This is a genomic window from Caballeronia sp. HLA56 (assembly GCF_054655155.1).
Genome location: NZ_BAAHOB010000003.1, coordinates 324832 through 341197, shown reverse-complemented (window position 1 = coordinate 341197; position 16366 = coordinate 324832). Strand labels below are relative to the sequence as shown.

At 63.3% G+C, this 16366-nt stretch carries 12 protein-coding genes; 10 read left to right on the top strand and 2 right to left on the bottom strand.

Features of this window, described 5'->3' with window-relative positions; translation table 11 throughout:
* Positions 1-136: 136 nt before the first annotated feature.
* From ACYQ47_RS13485 to ACYQ47_RS13440, 10 genes are all read left to right on the top strand, one after another.
* A complete protein-coding gene (locus ACYQ47_RS13485; protein ID WP_244831890.1) occupies positions 137-1231 on the top strand; it encodes a sugar ABC transporter substrate-binding protein in 1095 nt (364 codons plus the stop codon).
* Positions 1232-1303: 72 nt separating this feature from the next.
* On the top strand, positions 1304-2878 hold the full coding sequence (locus ACYQ47_RS13480) for a sugar ABC transporter ATP-binding protein (RefSeq protein ID WP_244831889.1): 1575 nt from the start codon (positions 1304-1306) through the stop codon (positions 2876-2878).
* Between the two features lie 11 nt (positions 2879-2889).
* Complete coding sequence (locus ACYQ47_RS13475) at positions 2890-3909, top strand: ABC transporter permease (protein WP_250468124.1); 1020 nt, start codon at positions 2890-2892, stop codon at positions 3907-3909.
* Positions 3910-3931: 22 nt separating this feature from the next.
* A complete protein-coding gene (locus ACYQ47_RS13470) occupies positions 3932-5383 on the top strand; it encodes an aldehyde dehydrogenase family protein (protein ID WP_459905671.1) in 1452 nt (483 codons plus the stop codon).
* A 13-nt stretch (positions 5384-5396) separates the two neighbouring features.
* The gene (xylB, locus tag ACYQ47_RS13465) at positions 5397-6926 is read left to right on the top strand and encodes a xylulokinase (protein WP_459905670.1); all 1530 of its coding nucleotides are present in this window, start codon (positions 5397-5399) and stop codon (positions 6924-6926) included.
* Positions 6923-7624, top strand: a complete 702-nt coding sequence (locus ACYQ47_RS13460; RefSeq protein WP_459905669.1) for an HAD-IA family hydrolase — start codon at positions 6923-6925, stop codon at positions 7622-7624. Before xylB ends, ACYQ47_RS13460 begins: the two co-directional genes overlap by 4 nt.
* Entirely contained in the window at positions 7624-8469 is an 846-nt protein-coding gene (locus ACYQ47_RS13455; protein WP_244831884.1) for a MurR/RpiR family transcriptional regulator, read from the top strand. Before ACYQ47_RS13460 ends, ACYQ47_RS13455 begins: the two co-directional genes overlap by 1 nt.
* 20 nt (positions 8470-8489) lie before the next feature.
* Complete coding sequence (gene rpiA, locus ACYQ47_RS13450; RefSeq protein ID WP_244831883.1) at positions 8490-9254, top strand: ribose-5-phosphate isomerase RpiA; 765 nt, start codon at positions 8490-8492, stop codon at positions 9252-9254.
* Entirely contained in the window at positions 9251-10012 is a 762-nt protein-coding gene (locus ACYQ47_RS13445) for an SDR family NAD(P)-dependent oxidoreductase (protein WP_459905668.1), read from the top strand. Before rpiA ends, ACYQ47_RS13445 begins: the two co-directional genes overlap by 4 nt.
* Positions 10013-10043: 31 nt before the next feature.
* Positions 10044-11432 carry an FAD-binding oxidoreductase gene (locus ACYQ47_RS13440; protein WP_250468130.1) on the top strand — a complete coding sequence of 463 codons (1389 nt, stop codon included), beginning with the start codon at positions 10044-10046 and terminating at the stop codon, positions 11430-11432.
* 407 nt (positions 11433-11839) lie between these two features.
* On the opposite strand, the gene ACYQ47_RS13435 is transcribed toward ACYQ47_RS13440, so the two are convergent.
* Both ACYQ47_RS13435 and ACYQ47_RS13430 read right to left on the bottom strand, forming a co-directional pair.
* Positions 11840-11941: a hypothetical protein gene (locus ACYQ47_RS13435; RefSeq protein ID WP_459905667.1), complete on the bottom strand. Its 102-nt coding sequence runs from the start codon at positions 11939-11941 to the stop codon at positions 11840-11842.
* Positions 11935-16365 (bottom strand): DUF6531 domain-containing protein, encoded by a 4431-nt coding sequence (locus ACYQ47_RS13430; protein ID WP_459905666.1) that lies wholly within the window; start codon positions 16363-16365, stop codon positions 11935-11937. Before ACYQ47_RS13430 ends, ACYQ47_RS13435 begins: the two co-directional genes overlap by 7 nt.
* Position 16366 lies beyond the last annotated feature (1 nt).

The following is a 16366-nucleotide window of genomic DNA, read 5'->3' as shown; positions in this document are numbered from 1 at the left end:
TATCTTGTCGCCCGCCTACAGCGTTTTGTATATTTTGTTTGTATTACTACGGTCAAAAAGAAATTTACTACCTGACCCAAGGCGCAAGTCCCGTGGCGAATGTCGCTGCCATATCGGTGTTGAGGAGACAACAACTATGGAAGAAGCACTGGAAGTCGCATCGCGTAGAAAGTTCCTGGCGGGACTTGCCGCCACGGCCGGTTCGGTCGCGCTTTCGTCGGTCTCAGGCAAGGCTTTCGCCCAGCAGAAAGTGTTCGTTCCTTATAGCAACAAGAGTCTGGATTACTACTTCTTCGCCACGCAGCAGGAAGCGGTGAAGCGCGCCGTCGAAGCGAAGGGCTGGACGTTTCAGGCCGTCAACGCCAACTTCAGCAACACGACGCAGCTCGAACAGTGGAACAGCCTGATGCTGAAGAACCCGTCGGCGATCATCGCGGACCCGATCGACAGCCAGGCTATCGTCAGCGTCATCAAGAAGTACAACATGAAAAAGATCCCCGTCGGCATTATCGATACCCCCGCGCTCGGCGGCGATGTCGCGGTGACGGTGGACTTCGACAATCATCAGGGCGGCATCATGGCGGCGGAAGCCATTGTCGGTCTGCTCAAGAAGAAGCACGGGTCGGCGAAAGGCTCGGTGCTCAACTGCTACGGCGCGCTGCAATCGGTGGCGTGGCGGCTGCGCAAGGAAGGCTTCGAGGAGACGATGAAGAAGTATCCGGACGTCAAGCTCATCAGCCGTCCGACCGAAGGGCTTCTGAAGAACATGTTGTCCGTCACGCTCTCGACGCTCTCCGAGTATCCCGATCTCGACGCCGTCCACGCGCCGAGCGATTCGCCCGCGCGCGGCATCGTCACGGCCTTGCAGCAAAAGGGCAAGTGGAAGAAGGTCGGCGAGCAGGGACACGTGATCTTCGTGAATATCGACGGCGAGCCGGCCGCGCTGCAATGGATCGCGGACGGCTACATGGATGCGGTGGTTTCGCAAGACCCGATCGCCTACGCGCAGATCACCGTCGACATGCTCGACAAGTATTCGCTGAAGGGCCAGCCGGTGCCGCTCGGGCCGTATCAGAACAGCCAGTACTTTTGGGAGAAAGCGCAGATCACCAAATCGGAGACCGGCCCGAGTCTCGTGATCCAGCCGTTTATCGTCGATGCCTCCTCGGTGAAGGACAAACGCCAGTGGGGCAACATCGCCTATAACGAATGGGGACTGCGTTACTCCTGATGCACCGGTGATTCACGTTGAGCAGGGCGGCGCGCGAGCTTCGCGCGCCATCGCCAAACGGAGGTTCGCTTCATGGCGGATATGAGCAGCAACGAGTACATCCTGAGAACGCACGATGTCGTCAAGCGCTACAAGGCGGTAGTCGCGCTGGATCGCGTGTCGGTCAACATCCGGCGCGGCACCATTCACGGTCTGCTCGGCGAAAACGGCGCGGGCAAATCGACGCTCGTGCGGCTCATTTCCGGCCAGACGGCGCCGACCGAAGGCAGCATCACCTTCGACGGCGAGGACATGCAAGGCTCGGACGTCAAGCAGATGGAAGCGCGCGGCGTGTTCCTCGTGACGCAGGAACCGATGATCGTCGACTCCATGTCGGTCGCTGACAATCTCATGCTGGGCCGCTGGCCGGTCAAGCGCGGCCTCTTGAAACAGGTGGACCAGCGCGCGCAGATGCAAAGCGTCGAGATCGCGCTCGAAGGAACGGGTTTCGATCCACGCATGCCCGCGCGTTTGCTGTCGGCGGTCGCCAAGCGCAAGCTCAACATCCTGCGTGCGCTGCATAGCGGCGGCAAGCTGCTGATTCTCGACGAACCCACGACCGCGCTGACGCTCGCCGACCGCGAACATCTGTTCGACTTCATGCGCAGCCTGAAGGCGCGCGGCGTGACCTTCGTCTTCATCTCGCATTACAACGAAGAGATTCTCGATATCTGCGACGGCGTCTCCGTGCTGCGCAACGGCAAACTCGCGGGCGAGCACGACGACCTCTCGCAGATCGACTCCGACGGCCTGTCCGAACTCGTGATCGGCCGCGACGTGCCGCTTTTCTATCGCGACCGTGAAGCCACCCGTGCACGCGGCGCAGGCGACGCGGCGGGCGCCGCGTGGCTCGTCGAAGACCTGGTCGCGCCGGGCGTGGACGTGGAGCGTTTCTCGATTGCGCCGGGGGAGATCGTCGGCTTCGCGGGCTTGCCGGGATCGGGCGCGAAGGAGTTCGCGCTGGCGCTCTTCGGCCTGAATCGCGCAAAAAGCGGTCGCGTCTCGCACGACGGCCGCACAAGCGTCATGCCGAATCATCCGGGTCCGGCGTTCGAGCGCGGCATCGCGTATTTGTCGGACGACCGGCATCGCGATGGCCTCGTCGGTCTGCAGAGCATCGCGCACAACATCACGCTGTCGAGTCTTGCGGATGTCTCGCACGGCGGCGTGATCGACGCGGGCGCGGAACGTCACGTCGTCAAACGCTATTTCGAACACTTTCGCGTGAAGGCGGCCACGCCCGAAGTGCTGCTCGGCACGCTCTCGGGCGGCAATCAGCAAAAGGTGTGTCTCGGCCGCGTGCTCGCCACGTCGCCGCGCCTTCTGATTCTCGATGAACCCACGCGCGGCATCGACGTCGGCGTGAAGGAAGAAGTCCACCGAATCATCGATACGCTGACGCGCGAAGGCCTCTCGGTGATCGTCATCACGAGCGATCTCGACGAGATGGTGCGCATGGTGGACCGCGTCTGCGTGTTCGTGGGCGGGCGCATCGAGCGTGAATACACGGGCGCGCAGATCGAGAAGGACGCGATCCTGCAATCGGCGTTCAACGTCGAAACCGCGTCGGTACAAACCGAGCCGGAACCGCTCGCGAGCCAAACATGAGGAGAGAGTCCATGCAATCAGGTAGCGATATCACGCCGGCGCCGGCCACGTTGTCGAAGGCGGGCGCGGCGCCGGGCACGAAGCGCAGCAGAGCGGGCGTGCAGTGGGTCTTTCAGAACGTCGTGTGGCTCTGGCTCGCGGCGCTCGTGATCGTGTTCGGCGTACTCAATCCGTTCTTCTTCACGCTCTCGAATCTGCAGAACGTGCTCGTGCAGGCAACCGTGCTTGGCTTGCTCGCGCTCGCGGTTTCGTTGCCGCTGATGGTCGCGGAAATCGACCTCTCGATCGCCAGCAACATGGGCTTTTCGGCGGCCATCGGCGCGATCGTTTCGACGCGGCTCGGCTTGTCGCCCGCTGTCGGCGTGCCGGTGGGCATCGCGGCGGCGACGGCTATCGGTTTTTTCAACGGCATGTGCGTGACGCGCCTCAAGATGGTCTCGCTGATCCAGACGCTCGCCGTGATGATCGTGCTGCAAGGCTCGCTGCTTGCGGTCACGCAGGGCAACACCATCTCCGATATGTCCGCCGGCTATATTTGGATCGGGCAGTACACCATCAACAACTGGCCGGTCATGCCTATCGTGTTTCTCGTCGTGCTGCTGGGCATGGGCTTTTTGCTGCGCAAGACCGTGCTCGGACGTTATCTGTATGCGACCGGCGGCAACGCGCTCGCGGCCAACTCGGCGGGCATTCGCGTGAATCGCGTGAAGGTGATCGCCTTTACGTTGTCGGGCTTTCTTTCGGGCGTCGCGGGCTATCTGCTTGCCGCGTGGCAAATGGCCATTACCTCGGATCAGGGCGAAGGCTTCCTGCTGTATGCGATTGCCGCGCCGATCATCGGTGGCGTGAGCGTGTTCGGCGGACGCGGCGGCGCGCTCGGCATTCTCGGCGGCGTGCTGCTGCTCACGGTGATCCACGTTGGTCTCGCGATCACCGAAGTGCCGTCGTTCTACGTGCAGATGATCGGCGGCATTTTGATTTTCGTCGCGGTGGCCGTCGACGCGATCCGCGTCAACTTCGTCTCGCAATAAACGCATTCACCACTTTTTCGCCATGACAGAACCACGACACTGCGAGATGTATATCGATGGACGCTTCACGAAAGAAAGCGTGAGCGAATGGATCGACGTAACGAATCCGAGCACGGAGCAAGTCGTTTCCCGCGCGCCGGATGCGAGCCAGGACGTGATCGATTCCGCAATCGAAGCCGCCTCGCGCGCGTTCAAAACATGGCGGCGCGTGAATCCGTTCGAACGCTCGCGCCTGCTGCACGCCATCGCCGACGAAATCGCGAAGGACGAACGCGCCATTGCCATGTCGATCACGGTGGAAATGGGCAAGCCATTGGCCGAAGCACAAGGCGAAGCGCGCAAACTCGCGAAGGCGTTTCACTATTACGCGGAAGAGGCGGTGCGTATCTATGGCGAAACCATTCCGAACGAAGAGGATGGCTTCGTCAGTTTCGTGGAGAAGGAACCGGTCGGCGTGGTCGCGGCCATTGCGCCGTGGAATTATCCGGTCGAACTGATCGGCTGGAAGCTCGCGGCTTCGCTGGCGGCGGGTTGCACGATCGTCGTGAAGCCTTCCGAGTACACGCCTTCGAGCGCGGAAGCCGTGTTTCGCTGCGTGGATCGCGCGGGCTTGCCAGCGGGCGTCGCCAATCTGGTGATGGGCGCGCGCGAGGCGGGCAAGCGGCTCGTCGGGCATCCGCGTATCGATAAGGTGGCGTTCACGGGTTCGGGCACGGCGGGCGAGGACATCTATCGCACGGTGCGCGGCATCACAGGTCTGTCGCTGGAACTCGGCGGCAGTTGTCCGCTCATCGTGACCGCGCATGCCGATATCGATCTCGCCGTCGCGGGCACGTTGCGGCGCGCGTTTCGCAATGCCGGGCAAATCTGCATCTCGATCAATCGCGCGTATGTGCAAGAGTCGGTCTACGACGCGTTTCTCGCGCGGCTAACCGAAGGCGCGAACAAACTCGTCGTCGCCGATGGCGTGGCCAACGAACGCGCGGATATCGGACCAATGGCCACGCGCGCGGGCGTCGTCAAGGTAGAGCGGCATCTGGACGATGCACGCGAGCGCGGCGCGCGCATTCTCTGCGGCGGCGGGCGTCCTTCCGCGCTCGGTTCCGGCGCGGGCCTGTTTCTCGCGCCGACCGTCATCGCCGATGGCACGCCCGAGATGCTCGTCATGCACGAGGAAACCTTCGGCCCGGTGATCGGCGTTGCGCCCTACAAGACGCTCGACGAAGCCATCGATGCAGCCAACGGCACGCCCGCCGGACTCGCGGCCTATGCGTACACGGAGCACGTCAAGGAGAGCTTCACGCTTTCGCGCGAACTCGACTTCGGCAACGTCGCCATCAATCACGTCGATGCGGGCATCATGAACGCGCCCTACGGCGGCCGCAAACAGAGCGGCACGGGCTACGAGCACGGCCGCGAAGGCATGGAAGGGTATCTGCATCTGAAGCACGTGCGTTTGCGACACGGCGCCTGAGCGGAGAGCGACGATGGAACGCTATCTTCTCGGCATCGACGTGGGGACGTCCGCGTGCAAGGTCATCGCGGTGGATGGCAATGGGCGCGTGGCGGCGAAGGCGCTCGCGTCTTATCCGCTCGTCTCGCCGCGTCCGGGCTGGGCGGAACAGGACCCGGAGCACTGGTGGCAGGCCACGCAAAGCGCGCTGGCCGAAGTGCTCGCCGCGCTGCCGGATCGCCGTGCGGTGGCGGGTATCGGCCTGTCGGGTCAGATGCATGGTCTCGCCGCGCTCGACGAAGCCGACCACGTCCTGCGCCCCGCGATTCTCTGGTGCGACCAACGCGCGGCGCCCCATTGCGATGAGATCACCGCGCGCGCGGGCGGTCTCGACGGCTTGCTTGCGATGGTTCAGAACCGCATGCTGCCGGGTTTCACTGCGGGCAAGCTCTTGTGGATGCGCGAGCACGAGCCCGAACTCTTCGCGCGCATGAGGCGCATGCTGAACCCGAAGGATTATCTGCGCCTGCGTCTGACGGGCGAACATATCACCGATGTTTCCGATGCATCCGGTACCGGCCTCTTCGATGTAAAGCGCCGCGCCTGGTCGCAAGCGCTGCTCTCGCTGCTCGACCTGCCCGGGAGCCTCGTGCCGGAGGTCGTGGAATCGACCGAACGCGCGGGCGTCTTGCGGCTTGAGCTTGCGCAAGCGTGGGGCCTGTCCGCCGATACACCCGTCTTCGGCGGCGGCGGCGATTCGGTGATCCAGACCACGTCGATGGGCGCGATCGATACCGGACCGCTCGGCGTGACCATCGGCACGGCGGGTATCGTCGCGGGCGGCATGCGGGAGTGCCCGGTGGCGACAGGCCAGTTGCAGATTTCGTGCGGCAACGCGCCGGGCCGCTGGCATGTGATGGGCGTGACGCTGTCGGCGGGCGGCGCGTTCGAATGGCTGCGCGGTGCGCTAAGACGCATGACGCCCGCGCTGTCGTTCTCGGAGATGACCGATCTCGCCAAAGCCGCCGCGCCCGGATCGGACGGCTTGCTGTTCCTGCCTTATCTGCTCGGCGAACGCTGTCCGCACGTTGCCGCCGACGGCCGTGCCGCGTGGATCGGCCTCACCTCGATGCACGACGCCTCGCACCTCGTGCGCAGCGTCATGGAAGGCGTGTTGTTGAACATTCGCGCCATCGCGGCGCTGGGGTCAAGCGCAGGCCTCGCCTGCGACGAAGTGCGGGTGTCCGGTGGCGCGACCGCCGAACCCTTCTGGCTGCGCCTGCTTGCCGACGTGCTGCAACGCGAAGTCACCACCGTCACGGGCGCGTCGGAAGGCGGCGCATACGGCGCGGTGCTCGCGGCCGGCGTGGGCGCGGGCTGGTGGACCACGCTCGACGAAGCCGTCAGCACCTTGCGCGTGACGGAGCGCATCAGTCCCGACGCGCGGCTCGGGCCGCTCTACGACGCACGTTTCGAAACCTTCCGCACGCTGTACGACACGTTGCGCCCGGTCTATGAGCGTATCGCAGCCGAACCCGCCTACTCGGAGAGCACCAACCGATGACCGTCAATCTCGCGGAAGTTCCTGTCGGTGCCATCGTGTTCGACCTCGATGGCACGCTCGTCGACACGGCGCCCGATATCGCCAACGCGGTGAATCGTCTGCTCGCGACGCATGGCCTGCCGCCGCAGACGGTGAGCTTCGTGGCGCAGTACATCGGCGAAGGCTCGTTCGGGCTGATCGACAAGTTGTACAAGGGCTTGGGTCTCACGCTCGATCATGATCGCGTGAGCGCCGACGTCGAAGCGTATTTGTCCATTTACAAGCAGCACCCGGTTGGCGAAGCGACCGTGTACGCCGACGCGCTCACCGCGATTCCCGCGCTGCATGCGGCGGGCATCAAGCTCGGCGTATGCACGAACAAGGCACAGCATCTGGCGCAGGCGGTGCTCGCGCATTTCGGCATCGAGCAGTACTTCAGCTCGGTGATCGGAGGCGATATGCTTGCACAGAGAAAGCCGCATCCCCGGCATCTGCTCGCGACGCTCGAAGCGCTCGACGTCGCGCCCGAGCATGCGCTCTATATCGGCGATACGCGCATCGACGCCGAATGCGCCGAACGTGCGCAGGTGCGTTGCCTGATCGTCAACTGGGGCACGGGACCCGACGTTCCCGTTGCCGAGGATGCCCGGCTCGACTCGTTCGCCGATCTAGTAACAAGGTGCGCCGCGCTCAATGCGTCGCGCCTGCCGGGAGCCTGATGAGAAACGACCTGTTGCGGCGCATTGCGCTCGAACACCCTGCGCTGACGGGCGCGACCTTGCGTATCGCCGATGTCTTGCTGGGCGCGCCCGAAGCCGCGCTCAAGATGAGCATGGCCGAGTTGTCCGAAGCGGCGCAGACGAGCGACCCGACCGTGGTGCGCTTTTTCCGGCGCTTCGAGTGCGCGGACTATCAGGACTTCAAGGTGCGTCTGGGCCAGGGTCTGATTCCGCAAGCGCCCTTCGATTACGAAGCGATCACCAACGCCGACGCGCCCGAGAACGTCTGCAACAAGATCATCAACAACTCGCTGCACGCCATTCAGCGCTTCGCCAAGGATGTCGATGCGAGCGCCATCGAGCGCGCGGCCAAGTATCTGATCGAGGCGAAGGGCATCTTTCTGTTCGGCCTCGGCATCTCCGAAACCATTGCCTTCGATGCCGAGCACAAGTTCTTTCGCTTGGGGCTGCATTGCCGCGTAGTGCTCGAAAGCCAGCGTCAGTTGCTGCTCGCGCCAACCTTGCGCAACGACGAAGTGGCCGTGTTCTTCTCGCATTCCGGCTCGACCAAGTCGCTCGTGATGGCCGCCGCCATGGCCAAGGGCAAGGGTGCAATCACCATCGCCATTTGCGCGCCCGGCTCGCGGCTCGCGCAGACGTGCGATCTGACCATTGCCGTGCCCGCCTATGAGAACACCGAGCTGTACACGCCGCTCACGGCGCGGATCAACCATCTGCTCGTGGTGAACATGCTCGTGGCGATGCTCGGCCTCGCTCAAGGCCGCGAGTTGCCCGACAATCTCGCCGCGCTCGACCCGTGGTTCACCGACAAATTCATGGACTAAGCAAGTCAACGGAGACGCAATTGGCTACGTATATCGAACCGGGCTATGCCCAGCTCAAACCCGCATCGAAACAGGACGAAGCGAAACTCGTGTCTGGCAACAAGGCGGTCGATCACTATCTGAAGCCGGGCATGAAGGTGGGTCTCGGTTCGGGCACGACCTCGCACTGGTTCGTGCGTGCGCTCGCGCCGCGCGTGAAGGACGGGCTGGATATCGTCGGCGTGCCGACGTCGAACGCCACGCGTGAGCTTGCGCTCGAACTCGGTGTGCCGTTGACCGATCTAGGGCAGATCGACCGGCTCGACGTGACTATCGACGGCGCGGACGAGATCGATCATCAGGGCAGCATGATCAAGGGCGGCGGCGCGTGTCTTCTGTGGGAAAAGATCGTGGCGGCGGCATCGCGCAAGATGGTCGCTGTCGTCGACGATAAGAAAGTCTTCGATACGCTCGGGCGCTTTCCCTTGCCTATCGAGATCATCCAGTTCGGCTGGCAGAGCACGGAGCGTTTGCTGCGCGATCTGTTCGTCTCGGCGGGCTTCGACGAAAGCGTCCGTATCGAGCGGCGCGTGAAGAACGGCGAACTCGTCGTCACCGACAGCGGCAACTGGATTCTCGACTGTCATCTCGAAGCCATTCCCGAGCCGCTCGCGCTGTCGCCGCGCTTCAACGCCATTCCGGGCGTGGTCGAACACGGCCTCTTCACTGGCATTGCAAGCGAGATGATCGTCGGTCACGCGGATGGCACGGCGGATATCGTCGTCTTCGAAGGAGCGCGCACATGAGTTCGACACTGGATGCCTTCCGTCTGGATGGCGATGTCTGCGTGGTGACGGGCGCGGCGCAAGGCATCGGCTTCGCGATTGCGACAGGCTTGAAGAGCGCGGGCGCGACGGTCGTCGTCGCGGATCGCGATGAAGCGCTCGGACGAAAGGCCGCGCAGGAAATCGGCGGCACGTTCGTCGCACTGGACGTGACGGATTCATCGTCTGTCGATCAAGCCTTCGATACCGTCGTCGCGCGTCACGGCAAGCTCGACGTGCTCGTGAACAACGCGGGCATCGTAAAGAACGCCTCCGCGCTCGAAACCGACGATACCGCCTGGCGCGCGGTGCTCGCGGTCAACCTCGACGGCGTGTTCTATTGCTGCCGAAGCGCCGCGCGGCACATGACGCGGCAGAAGTCCGGGCGCATTGTGAACATCGCGAGCATGAGCGGGTCGATCGCCAACAAGCCGCAGCCGCAGGCGTCGTACAACGCATCGAAGGCGGGCGTGATTCATTTGACGCGCTCGCTCGCGGCGGAATGGGCCGCGGATGGCGTGCGCGTCAATTCGATATCGCCGGGATATGTCGGCACCGAACTCACGAAACGCGGTTTCGAAAACGAAACGTGGCGCAAGGTGTGGATCGACGGCACGCCGCTCGCCCGCATGGCGACGCCCGATGAAATCGCGCCCGGCGTGGTGTTCCTCGCTTCGCGCGCGAGCGCCTTCGTGACCGGTTCGGACCTCGTCATGGACGGTGGCTACACTGTCTGGTGATCCGCAAAAACAGCATGGAGACGAGCATCAAATGACCGCACGCGAAGCAGTGAGCGCCTTGCGCGAAACCCTTGGCGCGGAAGTCGTCGCGTTGCCCGAAGAGTTCGGCGACCGGCGCGTCGTGGACTGGAGCGGGTTGCCGGGCGCGACGCCTTCGGCCATCGTCCGGCCGCGCAACACGGAGGAAGCCGCCAAGGCGCTCGCTCTCTGCACGAAATACAAGCAGGCGGTCGTCACGCAAGGCGGGCTCACCGGGCTCGTGGGCGGCGCGAACGTGCTGACGGACGAAGTCGTGCTCAGTCTCGACCGCATGAACCGCATCCTCGAGATCGATGAAGTCTCCGCGACCATGACCGTGGAAGCGGGCACGCCGTTGCAAGTGGTGCAGGAAGCGGCGAGCGCGGCGGGCTTTTACTTTCCCCTGGATCTCGGTGCTCGCGGCAGTTGTTCCATTGGCGGCAATCTTGCCACCAACGCGGGCGGCAACCGCGTCATCAAGTACGGGATGATGCGAGATCAGGTACTCGGCGTCGAAGCAGTGCTGGCGAGCGGCAAGGTCATCGGCGACTTGAACAAGATGATCAAGAACAACAGCGGCTATGACTTGCGGCATTTGTTGATCGGCAGCGAAGGCACGCTCGCGATCATCACACGTGTCGTGCTGCGATTGCGGCCGAAGCCAACGGCGACCGCCACCGCGTGGTGCGGCTTGCCGGACTTTCGCGCGGTGACCACGCTGCTGACGCGTGCGCAGGCGGGGCTGGCCGCGGGGGTATCCGCGTTCGAAGTGATGTGGGCGGGTTATCACGATGCTGTTATCGGCAACCTCAAGAACCTGCGCGCGCCGCTCGCGGATGCGCATCCGTTCTACGTGCTGTTGGAGAGCGTCGGCACCGATCCGGTCCGTCACGGCGATGCCTTCGAAGAGTTTCTCGGCGCGATGCTGGAAGACGGCGTGGTGACGGACGCCGCGATTGCGTCGTCGGAAGCGCACGCGCGCGACTTCTGGTCGATTCGCGATGCGCCCGGCGAGTATCAGCGCTTCATTCCGAATCACGCGGCGTACGACGTGAGCTTTTCGATCGCGCAAGTGGGCGATGCCGCGCAAAAGTGCGAGGCGCGTCTTCGCGAACGCTGGCCGCAAGCGCTCGTCCTGACGTATGGGCATCTTGGCGATGGCAACATTCATATCGTCGTGGACGTGCCGGGCATGGGCAAGCACGATCACGACGAGATCGACAGTGTGATCTACGACGTGACGCGCGAGTTCGCGGGATCGATTTCGGCCGAGCATGGAATCGGCGTGAAGAAGCGGCACTTCTTGCCGCAGAGCCGTCGCGAGACCGATCTCGAAGCCATGCGCGCGATCAAGGCGGCGCTCGATCCGGATGGGATTCTCAATCCGGGGAAGGTGATTTAGGGCTTTGTTTGGCAGTTCAGGCGGTGGTTTGGGCAGATCCGGCGAATCGGTTATCTTGCCCCGATCGCAATTAATACGTTCGAAGTGATTCCGCCGTTTAGCATGAGCGTGAAGAATGGCTACTCGGTGCCATGAAGTCGCTCGGGTCTCTCGGTCGTGGATGCAGACTTATCGGCTTCCAGCAGTTTTGGCAGTCGTGAGTCGTAGTGGCAATCTTCTGGGGCCTGCTTGCCGACCTTGCGAGCACTGAGCGTTCCTTTGGGTCGCGCTCGTAGCGTGTCTCGACACCAGCTTCCGTTGATGCCGCCAGCCGGCCGGCATCGTCCCGCAGAAATAGTTGATGTTGCGCACGTAAAATCCGGTCTGCTCGTACCTGCCCGAGCGCGTGATCTCACGATCAGAGCTAGTCAATCAATCGAGCCATGATCGCCCAAGGCAATTATTCGACTACCGCACGCTGTGAGATGGCCATCCAGCGCAACGTGTTTGCCGTTGGTGTCGGTTAGCATGTCCGAGCCTTGAATGATCGGATTCGATTGTAGTGCAGCCCCGTCTCTTCATCGACATATTGCCCCTGAAACCGGATCGCGTTATCCGTCTCAGCCGGGTCTTCCTTACCATAGGGCGCGTCCTTTCGCCCGCCCCACGCCTTATAGCGCGCAAGCCAAACCACCTTGCCAGACTCATCGAGCAACTCCTGCGGCGTACCCAGATGATCGTTCTGATAGAACACCGTCGCATGCTTCGACTTCGCGGGCACCTGCACAAAACGCCCGTCCGTGCCGGTGGCGAGGAACGCCGGTTCAACCAGTTTCTCATCGAGCCGCGCCAGCGGCACGAACGTCCCCGGCTCATGCAGATAGAGCGAGGCGCGCGTCCACTGGTACTCCGCGTCGAGCGTGTGCATGCGCTGCGCGACCGGTAGCGAGTACGCGTCCTGCGCATCCTCACGCACCATCGCGTACCGCGCATTCTCCGATCTGCGCTCGAAGCCGCGTTCACGCGGCAACGCCTCGAAGCGCTCTTCCATCAGGAGCGCGTCGCCATCCCACGTGAAGACCGTCAGTTCGGCGGGGCCGCTTGCGCGCTGGACGTCCTTGGCAATGCGCCGGCCAAACGCGTCGTAGGAGAACCGAACCACGAGTTCGGGCTTGAGCGGGCTGTCGTCCCGTGGCGCATGGTGGCTGCGTTCCCACGGCGCGGGCGGTCGCGCATAGCGGCTGGCCTCTATTAGCCGGTTCTGTTCGTCATATCGGTATCGCCACGGCGCGTGAGCGCCGCCCGATTTCGTGATCAGATTGCCGCGCTCGTCGTAGTCGTAGCTCGTCGAGTCTAATTCCCTTAGTACGTTGCCGATGCACTTGGGCAGCGACCTCCACCACGCCCCGAAGTTGCTCGTGTCCTCCGAGCTGCGCCAGCGCATTGGCACGCTTCGGCCGGCGCGTGTCAATGCCGCGTCTTCTTCATCCTCCCGGGCATGGCGCGCGGCACGCGCCTCGGCCGTCTTGATCGCTGGGCGCGGTGGAACCTTGTCGGCATCGACCGGATTGCCCGCCGGATCGAACGCAAAGATTTCGGTCAGGTCGGGCGTCGCCGACTTGAGCAGCCGGCCTACCGGATCGTAGGTGTAATCGGTCACCCCGCGCACATGGTCCTCGATGCGCGTCAGGTTGCCCGCCGTGCTGTACCCATAGGTGCGCTCGGCCAGCACATCGAGCAAATTCACCGAACTCACATGACGCACCGACATCTGTGCGAGCCGTCCGACCGGATCGTACTGGCGCGCCTGCGTGAAGCTGCGGTGCGTGCGCTTGATTTCCCGATGCAGCTTGTCGCGCTCGAAATCCATCAGCGGCTTGCCGTCGAGCATGACGCCATGGACGTGGCCCGAGCCATAACGCAGCCAGTCGATGGAGCGTGTATTCGGCAGGATGGTCTTCGTGCGATTGCCGAGCACGTCGTATTGGTGGCGCGTGACGGTCGAATACTGGCCCCGGTAATACGGGCGAACGTGCTGCTCTTCGGCGATCAGGTTGTCCGCATCGTCGTAGTGCAGGCGGGTCGTGCTGCCAGCGGCCGTGGCGGTCGCGAGCCGCCCGCGCGCGTCGTAGTAAAAACTCTCGGTCGCTTGCTTGCCGATCGTGCGCGCGGTGAGCCGTCCGATCGGGTCGCGCTCGTAGCGCGTCTCGACGCCGGCTTCAGTCGATGCCACCAGCCGCCCGGCATCGTCCCACGCATAGGCGACGCTGCGCCCGTCGAACCCCGTCTGCTCGATGACCTGACCGAGCGCGTCATAACGAAACTCGGTAGATTCGTGGTTCTCGTTGTTCAGCGTGGTTAGCCGCCCCTGCTTGTCGTAGCGGTACGCGACGCGGCCCCAATCGTCGCCTTTCACGTCGGTTTGGCGCACGCTCAACTGATTTAGCGCGTCGTACCAATACAGCGTTTCAACGCCCGCGCCATCGCGGTAAGCAACGAGGTTGCCGTTGCCGTCCCAGCGAAACTGTTCCTCGACACCATCGGCGCGTGTGATGGTCTTGATCTGCCCGCGCGCGTCACGCCGGTAGCGGGTTTCATGGCCTTCGGCGTCGGTTATGTGTGAGAGATAGCCGCGTTCGTCGTAGCCGTAATGCGTCGCGTTGTTCGAACAGTCCGTCGCTTGGGTCAGCCGTCCCGCAGCGTCATAGCTGAACTGCTTCACGCCGCCCTTGGGGTCGGTCAGCGCGGTCAGGCGCCCCTTGCTGTTCCAAGCGTATTGCGTGGTGCGGCCGGCCGGATCGGTGACGGACACGGGCCGCCCGAGCGCGTCATAATCGGTCGTCGTCACGTCGCCGATGGCGTCGGTTACTTTGACCGGCAGACCAGCGGCGTTGTACTCGGTGCGCGTGGTCATCGAGAGCGCGTCGGTCACGGCCGTGACGCGCCCCTGACCGTCATACTCGAAGCGCTGAATTTGCCCCAGCGCGTTCTTCATGCTGACGAGCTGGTTGTTCTCGCTCCAGTTAAACGATTCACTCGTGCCATCGGGATGCTCGACCAGCACGATACGGTTATGTTGGTCGTAGCGGTGAATCGTGCTGTTGCCCTCGCCGTCCGTGACCTTGGTGTACCAGTGCTCGCGGTGGTACTCGAAACGCGTGTCTTGCTTCGGCGCGAGCTCATGGATATTTATCTCCCGGTCGATCACCTCGTCCTTGGCAATCCATGTGCGCACGCAGCGTGCTTGCGCGGACGTGTGCGCGTCTGCGCCACGGGCGTCCCATTCGAGGTTGGCCGGGTTGCCGTTGAAGTCGGTATAGCGCGTGAGCAGGTGATGCTGATAGACGTACTTGCGCGCGTAGCCGAGCACGTCGCGGTGCTCGGTCAGGTCGCCCTCGGGACTATAGGCATAGCGGGCGATTGCTTCGTCCGCGCTCCCAAGCAACCCGATCCGGTAGATAACCGCGACGCGCCCGTTCTCGTAGTCGATGCGGATCGTGTTCTCCGCGCCGTCCGTCATGCCCGTCAGTTCGTCCTTAGAGTTGTAGGACAAGGTCAGACCGAGGCCATCGCGGCCTATGCGAGAGATAAGCCGATAACGTGAACCGGCAAGGGTGCGGCTCTGTTCGTAACGTTCGCGCGATCCGTCCGCATAGGCAAGCTCCACGCTGCGCGCATCTGGACGGCTCACCGTCAACTGTTCCGTCGGCACCTCGACCGAATCGCCGATCGCAACTTTCGGCAAGGGCACGGCGCGCGCGTCCGGGTCGAAGAACGTAAGCACGCCGTCGCGCTGTTCGAGCGAGAGGTGATACGGACTCGTCCAGCGTGCGCCGAGCGCGCTGTCATCGTAAGCGGCAAGGCTTGACCGATAGCGCCGCGTCCACACGATCGGCGCGACGCCGTCGAGCGCAAAGTCGGTTTGTTCGAGGTTCTCGTCACCCATCACGAGGTCGACGGGTTTGCCGGTCTTGGTAACGGGGCAGCCGCAGCCGTCCTTAGCGGGCACGTCGCTCGCCTTCGCTCCTTTCTGCGTGTGCTCGGTATGCGTGCCGGGCTTGACGTGCGGTTCGTGCATCGTGCCGGGGGCGGCGTGCGCGACATGCGAGGGCGTGCTGCGTGCCTTGCGGAACTTGATCTCCTCGACAATCTGCGCGGCCATGAAGATCAACGAACCCGCCGTCGCCGCATCGCCGAACGCGCGCCTGAGCATGGCGTCGCGATTGCGGTCGAACTCATCGAGCCACTTAAGAATGGTCGTGCGCTGGCCGGATACCTTCAGCAACTGATCGATGCCGTGCAGCGCGATCGTCTCCCCGGACGGGACCCACGACAAAAAGCCCTCGTTGTGCTTGATGCGGCCCATTTGTTCAGCCGCCGAGACCGGATTCTCGACAAAGCGGCGCACCATGCGCGATGCGTCGGAGATGCCGCGCGAGATTTCTTCGCGCCACTGCGTGAGCTTCTGATCGAGTTTCTCCATGAACGCGACCGCGTCGCCGCCCGCCGTCGCCCAGAACAGGTCAACCAGCACGGAGGCCGCCGCGCCCTTGGCAAAGGCAAGGAGGACTTCCTTGACGACCGCGCGCATCGGCCGGCTGGCATTGCCCGCCGCCGGAATCACGCCGATAGCGTCAATGGCGAGAATGCCCCAGCTCGTCAGGCTACTGGCCTTCTCGGCGCTGCTGCAAATGCCATAGATGTCGGTCCCGACGTCGTACAGCGACATCGCGTTGCCGACCACCGGCAACATGTAGAGGCACTGAACGAATATCTCGTGGCTGTGATTCTCGACCGATTCGATGCCCAACTGCGTCAGGTTCGGCGTCGTCTTCGGCGCGGGATTCGCGGGCGTGATGTCGTAACTGATGCGCCGCCGTTCTTCAGCGTTCTGTTTAATGCCTTGCGGTATTTGATGCGGGGCGGGTGCTGCGGGTGTGTCCGTTGCTGCCATG

Coding starts and splice junctions, on each gene's coding strand:
- ACYQ47_RS13485 (WP_244831890.1), top strand. CDS start 137: ATGGAAGAAGCACTGGAAGTCGCATCGCGTAGAAAGTTCCTGGCGGGA.
- ACYQ47_RS13480 (WP_244831889.1), top strand. CDS start 1,304: ATGGCGGATATGAGCAGCAACGAGTACATCCTGAGAACGCACGATGTC.
- ACYQ47_RS13475 (WP_250468124.1), top strand. CDS start 2,890: ATGCAATCAGGTAGCGATATCACGCCGGCGCCGGCCACGTTGTCGAAG.
- ACYQ47_RS13470 (WP_459905671.1), top strand. CDS start 3,932: ATGACAGAACCACGACACTGCGAGATGTATATCGATGGACGCTTCACG.
- xylB (WP_459905670.1), top strand. CDS start 5,397: ATGGAACGCTATCTTCTCGGCATCGACGTGGGGACGTCCGCGTGCAAG.
- ACYQ47_RS13460 (WP_459905669.1), top strand. CDS start 6,923: ATGACCGTCAATCTCGCGGAAGTTCCTGTCGGTGCCATCGTGTTCGAC.
- ACYQ47_RS13455 (WP_244831884.1), top strand. CDS start 7,624: ATGAGAAACGACCTGTTGCGGCGCATTGCGCTCGAACACCCTGCGCTG.
- ACYQ47_RS13445 (WP_459905668.1), top strand. CDS start 9,251: ATGAGTTCGACACTGGATGCCTTCCGTCTGGATGGCGATGTCTGCGTG.
- ACYQ47_RS13440 (WP_250468130.1), top strand. CDS start 10,044: ATGACCGCACGCGAAGCAGTGAGCGCCTTGCGCGAAACCCTTGGCGCG.
- ACYQ47_RS13435 (WP_459905667.1), bottom strand. CDS start 11,941: ATGCTAACCGACACCAACGGCAAACACGTTGCGCTGGATGGCCATCTC.
- ACYQ47_RS13430 (WP_459905666.1), bottom strand. CDS start 16,365: ATGGCAGCAACGGACACACCCGCAGCACCCGCCCCGCATCAAATACCG.